The following is a 17,249-nucleotide window of genomic DNA, read 5'->3' as shown; positions in this document are numbered from 1 at the left end:
AGACGCCGGACGCTGCATGCCTCAGTAGGGCAGGGGAAAGCGCGCGGTCAGGTCGGACACGCCTTCGTGGATGGACTTGAGCGTGCGCGCGTTCATGGTGCCGCTGCGTATGCCGCCCAGCGTGGCAAGAATCATGTCGCCGATCTCGCGGAACTCGTCGGCGCCCATGCCGCGCGTGGTGCAGGCCGCGCTGCCCACGCGGATGCCCGAGGTCACCAGCGGCCGCGCGCCGTCGCCGGGCACGGCGTTCTTGTTGACCGTGATGCCGATCTGCTCCAGCGCCGTTTCGGCGGCCTTGCCCGTCAGCTCCCAGGGGCGCAGGTCGATCACGCCCAGATGGCAGTCCGTGCCTGCGGACACCACGGACAGTCCGCCCTGCGACAGCCGGTCGCACAGCACGCGGGCGTTGTCCACCACGGCCCGCGCATAGGTACGGAAGGCGGGCTTGAGCGCCTCGCCCAGCGCCACCGCCTTGGCCGCCACCACATGCATCAGCGGGCCGGACTGCAGGCCCGGAAACACGGCGGCGTCTATGCGCCTGGCGATCTCGGCGTCGGCCGAGAGGATCATGCCGCCGCGCGGCCCGCGCAGCGTCTTGTGCGTGGTGGTCGTGGTCACATGGGCGTGCTCCACGGGCGAGGGGAACACGCCCGCGGCCACCAGCCCCGCCACGTGCGCGATGTCGGCCATGAAGATGGCGCCCACCCGGTCGGCAATGCGCCGGAACTCGGCCCAGTCCATCTGCCGTGAATAGGCCGAGCCTCCGGCAATGATGAGCCTGGGCCGCTCCTTCAGCGCAATGCGCCGCACCTGGTCCATGTCGATGAGTTGGGAGCGGGCGTCCACCTCGTAGCTGATGGACTGGAACCACTTGCCCGACACGCTCACGCTGGAGCCGTGCGTCAGGTGCCCGCCCGAGCGCAGGTCCAGCCCCATGATCTTGTCGCCGGGCTCCAGGAACGCCAGGTACACGCCCTGGTTGGCCTGGCTGCCCGAGTGCGGCTGCACGTTGGCGTGCGTGCAGCCGAACAGCGCCTTGGCACGCGCAATGGCCAGGTTCTCCACGGCATCGGCATTGGCGCAGCCGCCGTAGTAGCGCACGCCGGGATAGCCCTCGGCGTATTTGTTGGTCAGCACCGAGCCCTGCGCCTCCATCACCGCGCGGCTCACGAAGTTTTCAGAGGCAATCAATTCAATCGAACGCGCCTGCCGTGTCCGCTCGGCCGCTATGGCGTCCCAGGCCTCGCTGTCCGCGTGTTGGAGTTCCAGGGAATTGATTCTGGGGAGCGATAAATCGTCCATGTCGCATTGGCTGTCTTGGAGGCGCTGAAGCACGGGAATCGGCAGCGCCCGGGTTATGGAAGGATTTGGAAACCAGGGCGCATCGGTAATGGGCAGTCTACAAAGTGCAGCTGCCTTGATTCCGACCATGTTTCAGCGGGTGAGCAGACCAATTAAGGTGGCATGCCAATGTAAGCCGTTGAAAAAAGCGGTCTGGTTCATTGGCGAAAATAGGTCTGTTTGAATCCATGCTCTCTCCATAGAATTCGCCGCCAGACGTTGAAAGTCATGAGATCCAATACCGCCAGGAATCATCCGCAATCTGCATTCGGGGAGATTGATTCAAGGTGGAATATGACAGAGTGAAGAAATCCATGACAACGTATATGCCATCTGCAGCGTCAATTGCAGTGCCATTTGCGGCGCCATTGGTGATTGCGGCAGATGGAGAAAGCGGGGGGAGGGAATAGGCGATTTGACTCAGATCAATCAAGTTCAATCACACGGAGTTGAAAAATGAATCTCGATATCTCTCGGACAGATGACGCCGTGCGCGATGCGCTCAAAAAGCTGTCCCTGCTCTGGAAGTCAAGAGCGGCCGTGAATCAGGACCTGCCTGACTACTGCGGCTTGGCGTTCGACCCCGCCCGGCAGGACTTCACCGCCTCGCTGCTGCCGTTTCGCGATCACCAGGCATGGGTGGAGGCGCCACAGCACCTGCGCGACCAATGCCTGTCCTACGCCTGGGGCATCTACAACCTCAAGACCATCTACATCGAGTGCAACGTGGTCACGCCGGCCTGCGAGGACATCATCAAGACCCCGCCGCCCAGCGCCAACCGCGCGCTGCTGCAGGACGTCATGTCCCAGGCCCTGCTGGACGAGGCCCTGCACACCCGCATGTCCATCATGGCCTGCAACTACATCTACGAGATGCGCGGCCTGGCGCCGCTGGACTACGCGGACTTCAACCTCGTCGGCTGGCGCAACGGCGTGCTGGCGCAGTGCGGCGCGGAATGGGAGCGCCGCCTGGCCCGCTTCGCCATTGCCTGCGCCAGCGAGACCCTGATCACCGACTACCTCAAGACCATGGCCGAGGACCGCAGCATCCAGCCCATCTGCCACGAGGTCACGCGCACCCACGCCGTGGACGAATGGAGCCACTCCAGCGTCTTCAGCTCGGTGGCCACCGACATCGTCCAGGGCCTGAGCAACCGCGAGCGCAGCTACCTGCGCTCCATCATCCTCAAGACCGTGCAGATGTTCGCCAACAACGAGCTGGGCGCCTGGTCCACCGTCTTCACCATGGTCGGCATGCCGCATGCGCGCGACATCCTGCACGACGTGGGCGACAGCAACGAGATCGGCGTCTACACCGACTCGGTGCAAAGCCTGATCGACCGCATCGGCCTGGCGGGCCGCAACCTGGGCGGCAGCGTGGCGCTGGTGTCCTCGGTCCTTGAGGAGATGCAGGCATGAGCGCCGCCCTCCAGGCAGGCAGCATGCTCGCGCGCTGCGCCGCTGCACGGGCAGAGGCGGGCGGCGTCATGGTCTACACCCTGCGCGTGCAGGGTGCTTCGGCGCAATTCCTCGGCGGCCTGCGGCCCGGCCGGCATGTGGCCATCGAGCATGCCGACGCCCGTGGCACCATGCAGCAGCGGCTGTACTCCATCACCCGCTACGAGCCCTGCAGCGAGCACGACGGCGCCGGCCAGTTCGACATTGCCGTCAAAAGCTCGGGCCGGGGCAGCGTCTCCGACCACATGCATGCGGTGCTGCGCGCAGGCTCCACGCTGCCGCTGGGCGGCGTGGCCGGCGACATCACGGCCGACCTGGTGCTGGGCCTGGACTCCCTGGTCATGCTGGCCGGCGGCATCGGCCTGACCCTGCCGCTGGCGCTGCTGCGCGAACTGGACCGGCTGCGCCAGCAGGGCCGGCGCGTGCCCCGCACCACGCTGCTGCTGTGCTTTGCGCGCATGGCCGACATTCCGTTCCTGCAGGAGCTGCAGCAGCTGTGCGAAACGGCCCCCTGGTTCGACCTGCGTATCCACATCACGCGTGAAGACATTGCCGCCCACGGGCCCTTCGTGCCGGGCCGCCCCTCGCAGCAGTCCCTGCTGGCGCTGGGCCAGCCCCAGGCCGTCGTCATCTGTGGCGGCCACGCCTTTGCGCAGACCTTTCGCGAGCATGCGCGGGCCTGCTTTCCCGGTGCCATACAGCATATCGAGGCCTTCACGCCGCCTGCCGCATCCACCGCCCAGCCAGGCGAGACCGCGCAGGCATGCCAGCTGCAGATCGCGCACAGCGGGCAGATCGTCGAAGCCGCGTCCGGCAAAAGCCTGCTGGAAATCCTGGAAGGCGTGGGCATTGCCATCCGCAGCCAGTGCCGGGCCGGCATCTGCGGCAGCTGCCGCATCCGCATCACGGGAGGCAGTTCACGGCTGGAGGCGGACTTTTGCCTCAGCGACAGGGAAAAGGAAGCCGGCTATGCCTTGGCCTGCTGCACCTTCCCCTCGGCAGGCCATATCCACGTCGATCTCAAGCCCGGCGCCTGACGGGCTCCGCACGTTCCAAGCCACCCTCCTGTATCCACCTGAGTTCCTCCCATGAAAAAAGCCATCGCGCTGCGCCACATCCACTTCGAAGACCTGGGCACCCTGCATGCCGAGTTCGCCAGCCGCGGCTACGAAGTGCAGTACGTCGATCCCAGCATCGGCGAGCTTGACACCCTGGACCTGGGCCGTGCCGACCTGCTGGTCGTGCTGGGCGGCCCCATAGGTGCCTATGACGAGGCGCTTTATCCCTTCGTCGCCCAGGAGCTGGCGGCCGTGCGCCGCTGGCTGGACAGCGGCAAGCCGCTGCTGGGCATCTGTCTGGGCGCCCAGCTCATTGCGCGCGCGCTGGGCGCCAGGGTCTATCCGCTGGGCGTCAAGGAAATCGGCTTTTCGCCGCTCACGCTCACCGACGCCGGCCTTGCCTCGCCCCTCGCCAAACTGGACGGCGTGCCGGTGCTCCATTGGCATGGCGACCAGTTCGACATTCCCGAAGGCGCCGTGCACCTGGCCGGCACCGCCATCGGCGCCAACCAGGCCTTCGCAGTCGGCTCGCAGGTGCTGGGCCTGCAATTCCATCTGGAGGCCGACGCGGCCCGGCTGGAGCGCTGGCTGGTCGGCCATGCCTGTGAGCTCGGCATGGCCAAGGTGGACCCGCGCACGCTGCGTGCCGATGCCCAGAAATACGGCGGCCTGCTGGCGCTGGCCGCGCGCGATGTGCTGGCCGCCTGGCTGACCCACCTGGAGCGCAGCCGCTGAACCTGCGGCGCCGCCCATTCACCCATTTCCCCCACGCCGGAGCCGCCGCTGCGCGGCGCCGGAATCTCTGTTCCCGAAAAAAGGAGAGTTGAAGATGGTTGTCGTACTGTTCGAACTGCAGGCCTTGCCCGGCCAGAACCAGACCTATGTGGACCTGGTCAACAAGCTCACCCCCATGCTCAAGCCCATGGAGGGGTTCATCTCCGTGGAATGCTTCCAGAGCACGCTCAACCCCGAGAAAGTCATGTCCGTCACCACCTGGCGCGACGAGGAAGCCGTCGTCCAGTGGCGCAACGTGGAAGCCCACCTCAGCGCCCAGCGCGCCGGCCGCGACAAGATCTTCAAGGACTACCGCGTGCGCGTCACCCAGGTGCTGCGCGACTACGGCCTGACTGACCGCGCGCAGGCGCCTGCCGACAGCATCATGGGCAAGGCAGGCAGCTGCCCCGTCAGCCACGCCTGAGGGCTGGCGGTGCCGCAAAGGCCCGGCTGGTACCTCTACCGGAGCGCGATGCACGCCATCGAAAGATGTCGGCAGTGACTACGCTGCCGGCACCAGGCCGGAAAAAAAGCCCGCTGAATGCTCAGAGGGCTTTTTTTCGGAAGGCACAGATCCTTCGCATCGGAACTCCACCGCACCGCACGGCATCCTGCGTGCCGCCTTGTGCAGCGCTTTCAGTTGCGAGCTGCTGCTGCCGCCATTTCGGCGAGGAACGGGCCTTGGGCCGCCTCGGGTTTGCGTTCGATGAGGAAGTCGTCGCGATCCTGGTCCTTGATCCAGTTCGGAGGCTTGCCGCGACCTGTCCACGTTGCTCCTGTAGACGGATCGCGATACTTCGCCGGTGCGCTGGTTTTTGCTGGGATGTAGGGGAACACTTGCTGCTGGGTGAATCCGAAATCGGTCACCAGCTTCTGGACCTTGGACAGGGCTGCGTCGGCCGCCGAGGTGCGGGCCTTGGCAATTTCCATGTCCAGCGCGGCCTTGGCCGCAAGGAGTTCTTTGAGGGACTGTGTCATAGGGGTGCGAAATTTTTGAAGCCAGATTATGGGGCTGTTCGGGCGAGACATGCCTGTCTTCAGGGTCATGCCGGGCGACAAAAGGCAGGCGAGGAAGGCATGGGGCACTGCTGCCGTCATGTGGAAGCTGCGCCAGGCATGAAAAGGACGGCCCTATCCTCGGTGGCTCGCGCCCGCACCACCCGGCACGGCACGGCCGCAGCGATCACGCCAGATGGAATATCCCGCGTTGTACCGGCCTGGCAAGGCAGCCCTAAGCTTCCAAGCTGCGGACGAATTCACTCCCCGCTTCGACTCCTAGAAGCGAGTCCACGGCCGCCACCCGCTTCAGCGCTTCGTCGGCGCTGAAGCCATTTCCCTCCAGCACGGCCAATGCATCGTTGTGCAGGGCATAGGCCAGGTGCGCTGCGATCCGTACGCTCGGATCCGCATCCACGTTGCTTCCCAGATATCCGCTCAGGAGAAGACGGATCTCGTATATGGCTTTCGCCAGGATTTTTGACTCATTGGTGCGCATGGGATGGTCCTGCCATGAATACTGGCGACTGTGTGCCGGAACCATGAATGTACGTACTTGGGCCATCTACGGCCCTGCGTGATGGCGGGCACCAAGGCAAATCGCGCCGTACTTTGCGACACAATCCGCCTCTTGAATACCTCTGAAGGAGACGGCCTGTGCCAGCGCCCCGCCATTGGATCGAATTCGTTGAGGACTGGCGTGCCGAACCCATGGCCTACTGGGTGCATGTCGAGCAAGAGGTTGGGCTCTGGTGCCGCGCCAGCCGTTACCTGCCCTCGGCACCTGCTCACATTCCCCACAAGGGCTTTGCCGTTCTCTGTGTGGAGTTCGGGACGCATGTACTGCGTTTTTCCTCTGCGGCTCAGCTCGATGAGTGCATTCGTGTACTTTCCATGAAACCCTTGCCCACATCGCGCCAGTTGTCCAACCTGCGCGTCACGTCGCTGGGGCCAAACGGGCATTGGTTGAGCCGGCTGCCGGTGGCGATCAAATCCGGAAAGGCAAGAGGGCGGGTGGTGATGGGGCTTGAACAGACGCGGGCAGCGATAGTAGGCAAGTCCGATGGATGGACGTGCCAGAACTCGGCTGAGCGGACCAATGCCCTGGCGAGCTGACAGCATCATTACAACTGGCACAGACTGCACCGCAGCAGCGGCCAAGTCGCTCCGTGTCTAGGATCAAATCTCCAAACAATCGCTTGACGGTTCACAGCTAGTCCGGCCGAGTGGCGAAAGCTCGGCACTCCCATCACCAACACCCAGGAGCTTCAATGATCATCACCACCACCCCCCAGATCGAAGGCCGCCGCATCACCCGCTACTGCGGCGTGGTCGCGGGCGAGGCGATTTTGGGCGCCAATGTGTTCAAGGACTTGTTTGCCGGGCTGCGCGACATCGTGGGCGGGCGGTCGGCCACCTATGAGCGCGAGCTGCAGCGGGCGCGCGAGATTGCGCTCAAGGAGCTGGAGGAACGCGCCCAGGAACTGGGCGCGAATGCCGTGGTGGGGGTGGACCTGGATTACGAAGTGCTGGGCCAGGGCAACGGCATGTTGATGGTGTCTGCCAGCGGCACGGCCGTGGTGCTGGAGTAGGCAGGGCCATCGGCCAAGCAGACCAAGCGGGCCAAGCCGGCCAGCGAAGTCAACGCGGCGCTGTGCCCGGCATCTGCAGGCAGCGGGCCAGCGCCCGCGCTGCCTCGCCCAGGCGCGGGCCGGGGCGGGAGACCACGTCTGTTTCGACCAGGTCCAGCGCGCAGATGCGGCCGGAGCGCACGGCGGGCATGCGGCTCCAGCCGGGGCGGGTGGCAAAGCTGGCCGATGGCGTCTGCGGCGTGTGGATGATGAGTTCCGGCTGCTGGCGCAGCACGTATTCGGGCGTGATTCGCGGAAAAGGGCCCAGGTTGGGCGGCAGCACATTGCGCGCGCCCAGGCGCTGCAGCAGTTGGCCTATGAAGGAGTCCGGCCCTGCCGCGTAAGGCGTGGCGTCCACTTCGAAATACACCTTCTGCCCGGCGGGCGCTTGCGCAGCCAGCGCCTTGGCCTGCTGGTCCACCTCGGCCTGCATGCGTGCCAGCAGGGCGTTGGCGCGCTGCACCTGCAGCAGCTGGTCGAGCTTGTGCAGTACCTGCTCCAGCTGCGCCATGTCGTTGGCGTCCAGTGCCAGCACGGGAATGCCGAAGCGCTCCAGCTGCGCGATGACGGGTGCGGAATACGCCATCAGCACCACGTCGGGCCTGAGCCGCACGGTGGCCTCGACCAGCGGGGCAAAAGTGTGGCCCAGCTTGGGCAGGGCGGCCACGCGGGCCGGGTGGTTGGAGAATTCGTCCACGCCCACGATGCGCTCGCAGGCGTCCAGCGCGCACAGCGATTCGGTCAGCGAGGGCAGCAGCGAGACGATGCGCTGCGGCACCCGCTCCAGGCGCACCTGGCGCCCGCGCATGTCGGTGACGGTGTAGGCAGTGGTTGCCCCGCCCGTTCCCGCATCCACCGCCTTTTGCGCGACGGCGCTGCCCGCGCAGGCCAGGGCGGCGATCAGCAGCAGAAGGCGGGGCAGGCGCACAAGCAGCAGGTGCATGGCGGTCAGGGCAGGGGAGTCCAGCGCACGCTGACGAACACGGTGCGGCCTGCGTTCGCATAGCCGCGCGTGGGGGCGTAGTCGCGGTCGGCGATGTTGTTGACGCGGGCCAGCAGCGTCCATTGCCTTGTCAGCTGGCGCTGGGCGTAGAGGTTGACCACGCCGTAGCCGCCCAGCTTGAAGGTGTTGGCCTCGTCGGCATAGCGGCCGCTGTAGAGCTGCGCTTCGCCGCCCAGCGTCCAGCCGGCCGCCTGGGTGTCGGCGTTGAGCTTGAGCATGCGCTTGGAGCGGTAGGGCAGCAGCTTGCCGGTCTCCAGGTTCTCGGGGTTCATGAAGTCCAGCGAGGCGCCCAGGTTGGCGCTGCCCAGGCGCGTGCTGCCCGCCAGCGTCAGGCCGGTGGTCTCCACGCTTTGCCAGTTGCGGTAGCAGTTGCAGGGAACGGCGCTGTTCCAGTCGTAGGTGATGAGGTTCTTGAACTTGTTGCGGTAGACCACGGCCGAGAGGCGGTTGGCACCGGCCGCATAGTGCAGGCCCGTTTCCACGTTGGTGCTGCTTTCGGGCTTGAGGTCGGCCGCCGCCTGGCCCGTGAAGCGCTCGTACAGCGTGGGCGTTCTGAAGGCCGTGCCGGCCGATGCCACCCAGCGCCAGCGCTCGTCGATCTGCAGGCCGTAGCCCAGGCCGCCCGTGGTCTTGTTCTGCTGGTCGCGCACCTGGTCGTGACGCAGGTTGGCGTCGAACTGGTGGCGGCCCTCGGTCAGGCGCCAGCCGGCCGACAGGGAGTTCTGCACGCGCCGGCTGTCGGTGTTCTGCGTCCAGGCGTATTGGGTGTCCAGCTTGTCCTCGCGGCGCTCCAGGTCGATGTTGAAACGGTGCTGGCCCAGCGTGAACAGGTTCTGCAGCAGGTAGTTGGTGGAGCGGCCCTTGGCGCTTTCGGGCGACTGGGTGTGGCGGTCGCTTTGGCTGTCGGTATGGGAGATCTGGACCACGCTTTTGTACATGGCGTTCCAGCCGGCCTGCCAGCGCAGGCTGCCGGTGGTGTTCTTGACCACGTCGTAGTCGTCGAACGGCGGCGGGCTCTGGTCGTAGTGGGTGCGCAGGCGGCTGTGCAGCAGGCTGGCGTCGATCTGGTGGATGCCCGTTTTGTAGCCCGCGTTCAGGCCCAGCGAGGTGTTGCTGTAGCCATCCTTGTCCGGGTTGGGCGAGAAGGTGTTGCCGGGGTAGACGTCGAAGCCGTCGCTGCGCTCGTCCGCCAGGTTCAAGCCATAGGTGAAGCCGTTGGCTCCGCCCTGGAATCCTGTGGCCAGCTTGCTGGTGCCCTGGTTGCCGATGCCGGCCTCGGCATAGGCGCGGGTCTGGCCGTCCGCCCGCTTGGTGAAGATCTGGATCACGCCGCCCATGGCGTCTGAGCCATAGATGGCGGCGGCCGGGCCGCGCAGCACTTCGATGCGCTCGATCTGCGCCAGCGGCAGGGTGGACCAGACCGCGCCACCCTGCAGCTCCTGCGAGCTGTAGCGCACGCCGTCGATGAACACGGCAGTGTGCTGGTTGCTGGTGCCGCGCAGGTAGACCGAGGTGACCTGGCCCGGCCCGCCGTTGCGGTTGATCTGCACGCCCGGCACCTGCACCAGCAGGTCGGCCACGCCCGTGGCGCCGCTGCGGGCAATGGTCTCGGCGTCGATCACGGTCATGTCGGCCGTGACGGTGCGCAGGGGCTGCTCGCTGCGCGAGGCGGTGACGACCACGGTATCGAGCTGGGAGGCCTGTGCGCGCTGCGCCTGTTGTGCCTGTTGTACCTGTGCTTGGGCCTGGCAGGCCAGCAGCGAGGCCGCAGCCAGGGCGGACAACGTGCGCAGTACGGGGAACGCCGAGGGCGAGCGAAGAGCGGCGCCAGGGGCGCGCGCGAGGGCGAGGGTGTGCATGGATGCGAGCCAGTTGCGCGCCAGCGACCCCGCCGGCACGGAAACCACAAAGACCGGCTGCGCTGCATGCGCGGCCGGCCGCCTGTTGGCCGGTATCCAGACTGGTGACGCACTCGCCAAGGCCTTCCCGGGCTGTACGCCCAGTGGCACGGGTTTGGCGGGGGCCGGTGCCATGCACGCGGCGTTTCACTCACTGTTGCGGGGGCAGTACATGCGGGCGGCTTTATCTGGCCGCCCCATGTTTCCCGTTTAACCGCAGCCCCTGGGGCTGCTGGCACCAACGGCGGCGATTGTACGGCGGGGCGTTCAGTGCCGATGTAAAGCTTGCTTGACATGCCCGCGGGTGGCATCGCACAATGTCAAGCATCCTTTACACATTGCGAGAGACTTCCATGAATCAAACAACGGTCACCAACCGCCGCTACCAGAAGGAGCTGGGATTTGCGCTGCTGCTCTACATGGCGCTGCTTGTGGGGGCGCTTTTGCTCAGCGCCGACATGCAGGCCGGGGCCCTGCGCACGGCCCTGCTGCTCAGCCCCATGCTGGCGTTTGCGCTGGCCGTGCGGGCCATCGTGCGGCTGGTTCGCGATACCGACGAGTTCCTGCGCAAGTCCATGCTGGAGCAGCTGGCGATTGCAGCGGCGGGCACGGCCGGCATCACCTTCACCTACGGATTCCTGGAAATGGCAGGGTTTCCCAAGCTCAGCATGTTCATGGTGTGGCCCTTGATGGGTGCGCTCTGGGTGGCTGCCTCGGTGGCCCACTGGCTGCGCAGCCGATGAGCTGTTCCGCCAAAGTGCCCCGCCCATGAAAAACATCATCCGTGAACTGCGCGCCGAGCGCGGCTGGAGCCAGGCTGCGCTGGCGGACCTGCTGGGCGTGTCGCGCCAGACCGTCAATGCCATAGAGACGGGCCGCTACGACCCCAGCCTGCCGCTGGCATTCGCCATTGCCCGGGTGTTCGAGACCCGGATCGAGGCGATCTTCCAGGAGGGTTGAGCGCAGCGCTCAGGCCACGATCATGACCAGCAGCACCAGGCCCAGCAGGGCCAGGTAGGCTTTGGCATGCAGGGCATCGGGAATGCGGCCGATCAGCGGGGCCGCCAGCCTGATGCCGGTCCACGATCCGGCCGTCAGCAACGCAAAGGCCTGCAGGTCCACATAGCCCACATGCCAGGGGCCCAGCCCCGCGCCCTGCGATGCCAGCATGTAGGCAGCGGTGCCCGCCACGGCCATGGGCAGGGACAGCGGGCTGGCCATGGCCGTGGCCGCCGCCATGCTGGCGCCGCGCCGGCGCATCAGCGGCACGGTCATCACGCTGCCGCCCACACCCAGGAAGGCTGCAATCGCGCCAATCGCCAAGCCTGCGGTGGCGGCGGGCCTGCGGCCCATGGGCTGCAATTGGGCGGCGGTGCCGTGCACGAAGCCCGGGCGCAGCAGCGCGTCGGCGATGGTCAGGGCCAGGTAGGCGATGAAGGCCCAGCGCACCCATTCCCCGCTGATCCAGGTGGCGGCCGCCGCGCCTGCCACGGCGCCGGCCGCGATGAAGCCGGCCAGCGGCCGCACCTGATCCCAGGGCAGGGCGCCCGCGCGGTGCTGGCGCAGCGTGGCCATGGAGGCGCCAAAAATCATCACGCAGGTGGAGGTGGCCACGGCAATGTGCATGGCAGCCTGGCCAACGGCGGAGTCCGCGCCGTGGATGGAGGTCAGCAGCGCATAAAGCAGCGGAACGGCCACGAAGCCGCCGCCAAAGCCGAAGAGCACGGTGGTCACGCCGGCAAGCACACCGAAAGCCAGCAGCAGGAGAGGGAACACAGACAGTCCTTTGGAAAAAACGAGCAAGGACTGAACCTTAGGATGCCGCGGTTTGGCCTGCTTTCGCGGATAGGTCAATAATCCTTGAATTCCTGCCAAAGCCTGTTGGCTGTTTTCCGGACATTCCCATGCTTAACATCCCGCTGCATTCCGTGGACGCCGTGGCGCGCGATGTGCTGGCCATCGGCACCGACTACACGCCTGGCACGCTGCTGCCCACGCACAGCCACCGGCGTGCCCAGTTTCTCTACGGGATGAGCGGGCTGATGGAAGTGGAAACCGACGACGGCGCCTGGACCATCCCGCCCTACAGCGGCGTGTGGATTCCGGCCAGCAAGCCGCACAGCGTGCGCATGCAGGGCGTGAGCACGCGCAGCCTGTACATCGAACCGGCTGCTGCGCCCCGCCCGGGTGTGCATTGCGAGGCCCTGGTCGTCACCCCGCTGCTGCACCAGTTGCTGCTGTCCTGCGCCGACCTGCCGGCGCTGTACGACGAAGCGGGCCGCGACGGCGCCCTGGTCACGCTGGTGCTGCACGAGCTGGCCTCGGCCCGCAGCCTGCCGCTGTTCGCGCCCATTCCCCGCGACGAAAAGCTGGCCGCCCTGTGCAAGCAGTTCCTGGCCCAGCCCAGCATCCGCGCCACGCCGCAGGACTGGGCACAGGCGCTGAACAAGAGCCTGCGCACCTTCAGCCGGTTTTTCCAGCAGCACACAGGCATGGCCTTTGGCGCCTGGCGCCAGCAGGCCTGCCTGCTGGCAGCGGTGTCGCGGCTGTCTGCGGGCGCATCGGTCACCCAGGTGGCGCTGGAGCTGGGATATGACAGCCCCAGCGCGTTTTCCACCATGTTCCGCAAGGCATTGGGGCGGGTGCCTTCGGAGCTGGTGAGCCGGGTCTAGGCGGGAACGCTGGCCTGGGCAGCCGTCTCCCGCGTCATGGCCCAGAACACCAGGGCCGCCAGGCTGAACGCCGCCCCCGCCACGCAGACGCCGTGCCAGCCAAACCGCGCGTAGGCGTTGGTGGAAATCAGCGCGCCCAGCCCGCTGCCCACGGCATAGAACAGCATGTACAGCCCCACCAGCCGGCTGTGGGCCTGCGGGTTGCTGCGAAAGATCAGGCTCTGGTTGGTCACATGCAGGGCCTGGCCGCCCAGGTCCAGCAGCACGATGCCGGCGACCAGCGCCCACAGCGATTGTTCCAGCAGCGCAATCGGCGCCCAGGCCAGCAGCAGGATCACCAGCGCGCCCAGGCTGGTGCGCTGCGCGAAACCCTGGTCGGCCCAGTGGCCGGCACGGGCCGCGGCCAGTGCGCCCACCACGCCGGCCAGGCCAAAGGCGCCGATGGCCGTGAGCGACAGGCTGTAGGGCGGTGCGCTCAGCGGCAGGACCAGGGCGCTCCAGAAGATATTGAAGGTGGCAAACATCAGCAGGGCCAGCATGCCCCGCGTGCGCAGCATGCGGTCCTGGCGCAGCAACTGGAGCATGGATGACAGCAATTGCGTGTAGCCGGGCACGGGGGAGGGCACCGCCAGCCGGGGCAGTTGCCGCCACAGGGGCCAGGCCAGGGCCAGCATCAGCAGGGCCGAGCAGGCATAGACGCCACGCCAGCCAGCCACGTCACCCACGGCACCGGCAAACACGCGCGCCAAAAGCAGGCCGATGAAAACCCCGCCCTGGGCTGCGCCCACCACGCGCCCGCGCTCATGCGCCTGGCTGGCGCTGGCCGCATAGGCGATCAGCCCCTGCGTCATGGCCGTGCCCAGCAGGCCCACGGCCAGCATGCCCGCCAGCAGCAGAACGGCCGAACGCGCGGTGCTGACGGCCGCCAGGGCCAGCACCAGGCCCAGCAACTGCAAAAGCATGAGTCGCCGCCGTTCCAGCCGGTCGCCCAGCGGCACCAGCAGCAGCAGTGCCAGCGCGCAGCCGGCCTGCGTGGCCGTGACCACCCCGCCCACGGCCGCATGGCTGATGCCGAAGTCGGCCGCCAGCGCCTCCAGCAGCGGCTGGGCGTAGTAGACATTGGCCACGCTCAGGCCGCTGGCAGCGGCGAACAGCAGCACCAGGCTGCGCGGCATGCGGACCGTGTCCGGGGCAGGGAAGGCGTTCATGGGTTGAATCCAGTTGCAAAATAAAACTGGTTGGATGCTAGTTGAACCAGTTTTGAAATGCAACCAAAATAGCGCCATGAAAGAAGACATCCGTCCTGACACACCGCAGCCCTGTCCGGTGGCCCGCTCCCTGGATGTGATCGGCGACCGCTGGTCGCTGCTCATCGTGCGCGATGCCTTCGATGGCATCAGCCGCTTTGGCGATTTCCAGCGCAGCCTGGGCGTGGCCCGCAATATCCTGGCCGACCGGCTGCGCCGGCTGGTGGAGGCCGGCATCCTCGAAACCCGCCCGGCCGCCGAAGGCTCGGCCTACCTGGAATACGTGCTCACGGCCCAGGGCCTTGAGCTGTTCCCGGTGATCGTGGCGTTGCGGCAATGGGGCGAAGGCCATCTGTTCGCGCCGGGCGAGGCGCATTCGCTGCTGCTGGACCGCCAGACAGGTCAGCCTGTCGCGCCCATGCTGCCGCGTGGCGGTGATGGCCGGGCCTTGCTGCCGGGCCAGACCGTGGTTCAGAAAATCGATTGATGGATGTCCATGCTCTCTGCCTTCCTACCACTCATCTACGTACAGATTTCTCCCGAGCGCCTGACGCTGACAAATCCGAAAACGGGCCAGACCCTGTCGGAGGTTCCCGAGCTGGCCCTGAGTCCGCCGCCCCGGCGCCGGATTCTCGCGGCCGGCCCGCAGGCCAGGCTCGCGGCCGCATCGGAGCCTGCCGAAGTCGTCAATCCCTTCGCCCACCCGCGTTCGCTGATATCGGACTTCATCCTGGCCGAGCAGCTTCTGAAGTACCAGCTCAGGCGCATGCATCGGCGTGCCTGGCTGGCGGCCTCACCGCACATCGTCATCCATCCGCTGGGCGACCCCGAGGGCGGGTTCACCCAGGTGGAGCTGAGGGCCTTGCGCGAGCTGGGCAGCGCGGCCGGGGCCTCGAAGGTGAATGTCTGGACAGGCCGGCCCTTGACAGACGAGGAATTGCTGGCGCGCAAGCCCCCTGCGCAGGGCGGCATCTGGGAGTGAGGCCCTGTTCCTCGCCATGAAAAAAGCGCCCGTCACAACGGGCGCTTTGTCTGGGTCAGCGCAAGGGCCGATAACGCGCTATCAGAACCGCGCCATCAGAACCTGGCCGTCATCCCCACGAAGTAGGTACGGCCGCCGTTGTCGTAGTTGGCGCCGATGGTCCGGGTTTCCTTGTCGGTCAGGTTGATGATGCCGGCGCGCAGGGTCATCGAGTCGGTGACGTTGTAGTTCATGGACACGTCGAACGTCGTGTAGGCCTTGGCGAAGGTGGTGGCCGTGCCCGTGGTCACGACTTCCTTGCCCACGTGGCGGGCGCTGAACATGGCGGACCAGCCCTGGCGGATCTGCCACTGCAGCGACGAGTAGATGGACAGCTCGGGCACGGCCAGCAGCGAGGCGCCGGTGCTCAGGTTCTTGGACTCGAACATCTTGGTGATGTTGGTGTTCCAGGTCAGGCCCTTGGCCAGGGGAACGTTCACGAAGCCTTCCAGGCCGCGCGTGCGGGCACGCTGGGCGTTGGCCATGCGGGTCCACCAGAAGCCGTTGTAGAAGCCCAGCGGCTGGTAGTCGATCTTGTTCTTGAAGTTGGTGTGGAAGTACGTGGCGCCCAGCGCCCAGCCATTGCGGTCCCAGCTGGTGCCCAGCTCGAAGTTGGTGCTGGTCTCGGGCTGCAGGTCGGGGTTGCCGGCCATGTAGCAGCCGCGCGTGCCGTCGGCATTCACGCTGGTGCTGGTCCAGCCCATGCCGGCCAGGCTGCGGCAGCCGTTGCCCCCGGATTGCGTGGCGGCGCTGGCCGAGTTTTCCTTCAGGTTGGGCGCACGGAAGCCGCGCGAGACGCCGCCGCGCACCGTCCACTCCGAGGCCGGGTGGTAGACCAGGTAGGCGCGCGGGCTCCAGTTGTTGCCGTATTTCTGGTGGTGGTCCATGCGCAGGCCCAGCGTCAGCGCCAGGTTCTCTCGCAGGAAGATCTGGTCCTCGCCGAACAGCGCCCAGGTGGTGGCGCTCAGGCCCGAGCCCGAGACCGGGCGCCCCGCGTAGTCGATGGGCGCCAGGCCGATGGTGTCGCGGTTGTCCAGCGACTCGCGGCGCCACTGCATGCCCAGCGTCATGGCCTGGTCCAGTCCCCACAGCTTCAACGGCTTGTCGATGCGGCCGTCCAGAGTGGTTTCCTTGGAGTTGTTGCCGATGGTGTCGCCCTTGTCCTCGTACTTGTTGTGCACGAGGTTGAGCTTGGAGGTCATGTCGCCCCAGCGGCCATCGTGGCTGAGGCCGAACTTGGTCTGCTCCAGCTTGCTCAGGCCCCATTGCGATACCACGGGGCGTCCATTCACCAACCGATCGGAGCCCGTGGCGCGCTGGATGCCTTGCGCGGCCTCGATGCCGATCACCTGGTCGGGCGTGAGCTGCCAGTTGAGCAGGGCGTTGAGGTTTTGCTTGCGCGAGCCGGCCGTGGACTGGTAGGTGCCCGGGAAGCCGCCCGTGCCCTCGTCGGCAGCGCGGTCCGTGTAGTTGCCGCCCAGGCGCAGGCCGAACTTGTCGGACAGCGGGCCGCTGATGTTGAAGCCCAGCTGGCGCGTGTCGCCGCGGTCGCCGTCGGAGGGCTTGCTGTAGTTCAGCGTGGTCGAGCCACTCCAGCGCTTGCCGATCTTGCGCGTGATGATGTTGATCACGCCGCCCATGGCGTCGGAGCCGTACAGCGAGGACATGGGGCCGCGCACGACCTCGATGCGCTCGATCATCTCGGGCGAGATCCAGTCCAGGTCCTGCGAGCCCAGGTCGTCACGGTAGTTGATGCCGGCCGAGTTCCCCTGGCGCTTGCCGTCCACCAGGATCAGCGTGTACTTCTCGGGCAGGCCGCGCAGCTTGATCTTGGACTGGGCGCCCGTGCCCGACAGACCGCCGGTCACGCCGGGAATGGTGGACAGCAGCTCGCCGATGCTGGTGACGGGCTTGCGCTCGATGTCTTCCCGCGTGATCACGCTGATGCTGGCCGGCGCCTCCTTGATGTCCACGGCCGTGCCCGAGGCGGTCACCACCACCGTGGACAAGGACGTGTCGGCCTTGCTGTCGGCCGTCTGGGCATGGGCCATGGCTGTGCATGCCAGGGCGGCGCAAAGAGGAAGCGGGCGGAGCACCGAGATTCTGACCATCTTTGTAAAGTTCCGGTTTGGTTAAAAATCAAGGTGCGA

General features: G+C 66.6%; 19 protein-coding genes and 1 riboswitch. Of the genes, 11 read left to right on the top strand and 8 right to left on the bottom strand.

Translation table 11 applies throughout. The features are described 5' to 3' along the window. Positions 1–21: 21 nt before the first annotated feature. Entirely contained in the window at positions 22–1,431 is a 1,410-nt protein-coding gene (locus G4D77_RS00315) for a serine hydroxymethyltransferase (protein WP_154834342.1), read from the bottom strand. A gap of 366 nt (positions 1,432–1,797) precedes the next feature. On the opposite strand from G4D77_RS00315, the gene G4D77_RS00310 reads away from it, so the two are divergent. The 4 genes from G4D77_RS00310 to G4D77_RS00295 all read left to right on the top strand — a co-directional run bounded on the left by G4D77_RS00310 (position 1,798) and on the right by G4D77_RS00295 (position 5,055). Beyond that, positions 1,798–2,760, top strand: coding sequence for an AurF N-oxygenase family protein (locus G4D77_RS00310; protein ID WP_012205541.1), 963 nt, complete (start codon positions 1,798–1,800; stop codon positions 2,758–2,760). Next, on the top strand, positions 2,757–3,836 hold the full coding sequence (locus G4D77_RS00305) for a 2Fe-2S iron-sulfur cluster-binding protein (protein WP_154834341.1): 1,080 nt from the start codon (positions 2,757–2,759) through the stop codon (positions 3,834–3,836). The genes G4D77_RS00310 and G4D77_RS00305 overlap by 4 nt, the downstream gene beginning before the upstream one ends. Before the next feature lie 51 nt (positions 3,837–3,887). Continuing rightward, entirely contained in the window at positions 3,888–4,592 is a 705-nt protein-coding gene (locus tag G4D77_RS00300; protein ID WP_034367554.1) for a glutamine amidotransferase, read from the top strand. 94 nt (positions 4,593–4,686) lie between these two features. Continuing rightward, positions 4,687–5,055: an antibiotic biosynthesis monooxygenase family protein gene (locus G4D77_RS00295; RefSeq protein ID WP_016453456.1), complete on the top strand. Its 369-nt coding sequence runs from the start codon at positions 4,687–4,689 to the stop codon at positions 5,053–5,055. Between the two features lie 212 nt (positions 5,056–5,267). On the opposite strand, the gene G4D77_RS00290 is transcribed toward G4D77_RS00295, so the two are convergent. After that, the gene (locus tag G4D77_RS00290; RefSeq protein WP_016446025.1) at positions 5,268–5,609 is read right to left on the bottom strand and encodes an H-NS histone family protein; all 342 of its coding nucleotides are present in this window, start codon (positions 5,607–5,609) and stop codon (positions 5,268–5,270) included. A gap of 253 nt (positions 5,610–5,862) precedes the next feature. Further along, on the bottom strand, positions 5,863–6,126 hold the full coding sequence (locus G4D77_RS00285; protein WP_034367556.1) for a hypothetical protein: 264 nt from the start codon (positions 6,124–6,126) through the stop codon (positions 5,863–5,865). Positions 6,127–6,284: 158 nt separating this feature from the next. Between G4D77_RS00285 and G4D77_RS00280 the strand changes: the two genes are divergently transcribed. Together G4D77_RS00280 and G4D77_RS00275 are read left to right on the top strand one after the other, a co-directional pair. Further along, positions 6,285–6,743: a hypothetical protein gene (locus tag G4D77_RS00280; protein WP_154834340.1), complete on the top strand. Its 459-nt coding sequence runs from the start codon at positions 6,285–6,287 to the stop codon at positions 6,741–6,743. Positions 6,744–6,898: 155 nt separating this feature from the next. After that, positions 6,899–7,219 carry a heavy metal-binding domain-containing protein gene (locus G4D77_RS00275; protein ID WP_012205554.1) on the top strand — a complete coding sequence of 107 codons (321 nt, stop codon included), beginning with the start codon at positions 6,899–6,901 and terminating at the stop codon, positions 7,217–7,219. A gap of 49 nt (positions 7,220–7,268) precedes the next feature. Here G4D77_RS00275 and G4D77_RS00270 read toward each other — a convergent pair whose 3' ends face one another. Together G4D77_RS00270 and G4D77_RS00265 are read right to left on the bottom strand one after the other, a co-directional pair. Further along, positions 7,269–8,201, bottom strand: a complete 933-nt coding sequence (locus tag G4D77_RS00270) for an ABC transporter substrate-binding protein (RefSeq protein WP_154834339.1) — start codon at positions 8,199–8,201, stop codon at positions 7,269–7,271. Between the two features lie 5 nt (positions 8,202–8,206). Further along, positions 8,207–10,120 (bottom strand): TonB-dependent receptor domain-containing protein, encoded by a 1,914-nt coding sequence (locus G4D77_RS00265; RefSeq protein ID WP_154834338.1) that lies wholly within the window; start codon positions 10,118–10,120, stop codon positions 8,207–8,209. A gap of 70 nt (positions 10,121–10,190) precedes the next feature. Continuing rightward, a riboswitch (cobalamin riboswitch) is annotated at positions 10,191–10,416 on the bottom strand. A gap of 96 nt (positions 10,417–10,512) precedes the next feature. Between G4D77_RS00265 and G4D77_RS00260 the strand changes: the two genes are divergently transcribed. Then, positions 10,513–10,902 (top strand): hypothetical protein, encoded by a 390-nt coding sequence (locus G4D77_RS00260; RefSeq protein WP_012205557.1) that lies wholly within the window; start codon positions 10,513–10,515, stop codon positions 10,900–10,902. A 25-nt stretch (positions 10,903–10,927) separates the two neighbouring features. Beyond that, positions 10,928–11,119, top strand: a complete 192-nt coding sequence (locus G4D77_RS00255; protein ID WP_016453450.1) for a helix-turn-helix transcriptional regulator — start codon at positions 10,928–10,930, stop codon at positions 11,117–11,119. A gap of 9 nt (positions 11,120–11,128) precedes the next feature. Here G4D77_RS00255 and G4D77_RS00250 read toward each other — a convergent pair whose 3' ends face one another. Then, positions 11,129–11,935: a sulfite exporter TauE/SafE family protein gene (locus G4D77_RS00250; protein ID WP_133073343.1), complete on the bottom strand. Its 807-nt coding sequence runs from the start codon at positions 11,933–11,935 to the stop codon at positions 11,129–11,131. Between the two features lie 128 nt (positions 11,936–12,063). Here G4D77_RS00250 and G4D77_RS00245 point away from each other — a divergent pair, with 128 nt between their 5' ends. After that, a complete protein-coding gene (locus G4D77_RS00245; RefSeq protein ID WP_017406627.1) occupies positions 12,064–12,831 on the top strand; it encodes an AraC family transcriptional regulator in 768 nt (255 codons plus the stop codon). On the opposite strand, the gene G4D77_RS00240 is transcribed toward G4D77_RS00245, so the two are convergent. Continuing rightward, positions 12,828–14,039 (bottom strand): MFS transporter, encoded by a 1,212-nt coding sequence (locus tag G4D77_RS00240; protein WP_151020440.1) that lies wholly within the window; start codon positions 14,037–14,039, stop codon positions 12,828–12,830. The genes G4D77_RS00245 and G4D77_RS00240 overlap by 4 nt on opposite strands. A 76-nt stretch (positions 14,040–14,115) precedes the next feature. On the opposite strand from G4D77_RS00240, the gene G4D77_RS00235 reads away from it, so the two are divergent. Both G4D77_RS00235 and G4D77_RS00230 read left to right on the top strand, forming a co-directional pair. Further along, positions 14,116–14,565 (top strand): winged helix-turn-helix transcriptional regulator, encoded by a 450-nt coding sequence (locus tag G4D77_RS00235; RefSeq protein WP_154834337.1) that lies wholly within the window; start codon positions 14,116–14,118, stop codon positions 14,563–14,565. A 3-nt stretch (positions 14,566–14,568) separates the two neighbouring features. Beyond that, positions 14,569–15,060 (top strand): rod shape-determining protein, encoded by a 492-nt coding sequence (locus G4D77_RS00230; RefSeq protein ID WP_227741015.1) that lies wholly within the window; start codon positions 14,569–14,571, stop codon positions 15,058–15,060. Positions 15,061–15,155: 95 nt separating this feature from the next. Here G4D77_RS00230 and G4D77_RS00225 read toward each other — a convergent pair whose 3' ends face one another. Then, the gene (locus tag G4D77_RS00225) at positions 15,156–17,150 is read right to left on the bottom strand and encodes a TonB-dependent receptor domain-containing protein (protein WP_154834336.1); all 1,995 of its coding nucleotides are present in this window, start codon (positions 17,148–17,150) and stop codon (positions 15,156–15,158) included. Positions 17,151–17,249: the final 99 nt, after the last annotated feature.

The sequence above is a fragment of the Delftia sp. WY8 genome (assembly GCF_018437695.1).
Taxonomy (GTDB): Bacteria; Pseudomonadota; Gammaproteobacteria; order Burkholderiales; family Burkholderiaceae_C; genus Comamonas; species Comamonas tsuruhatensis.
This window is presented reverse-complemented; position numbering and strand designations above follow the sequence as displayed.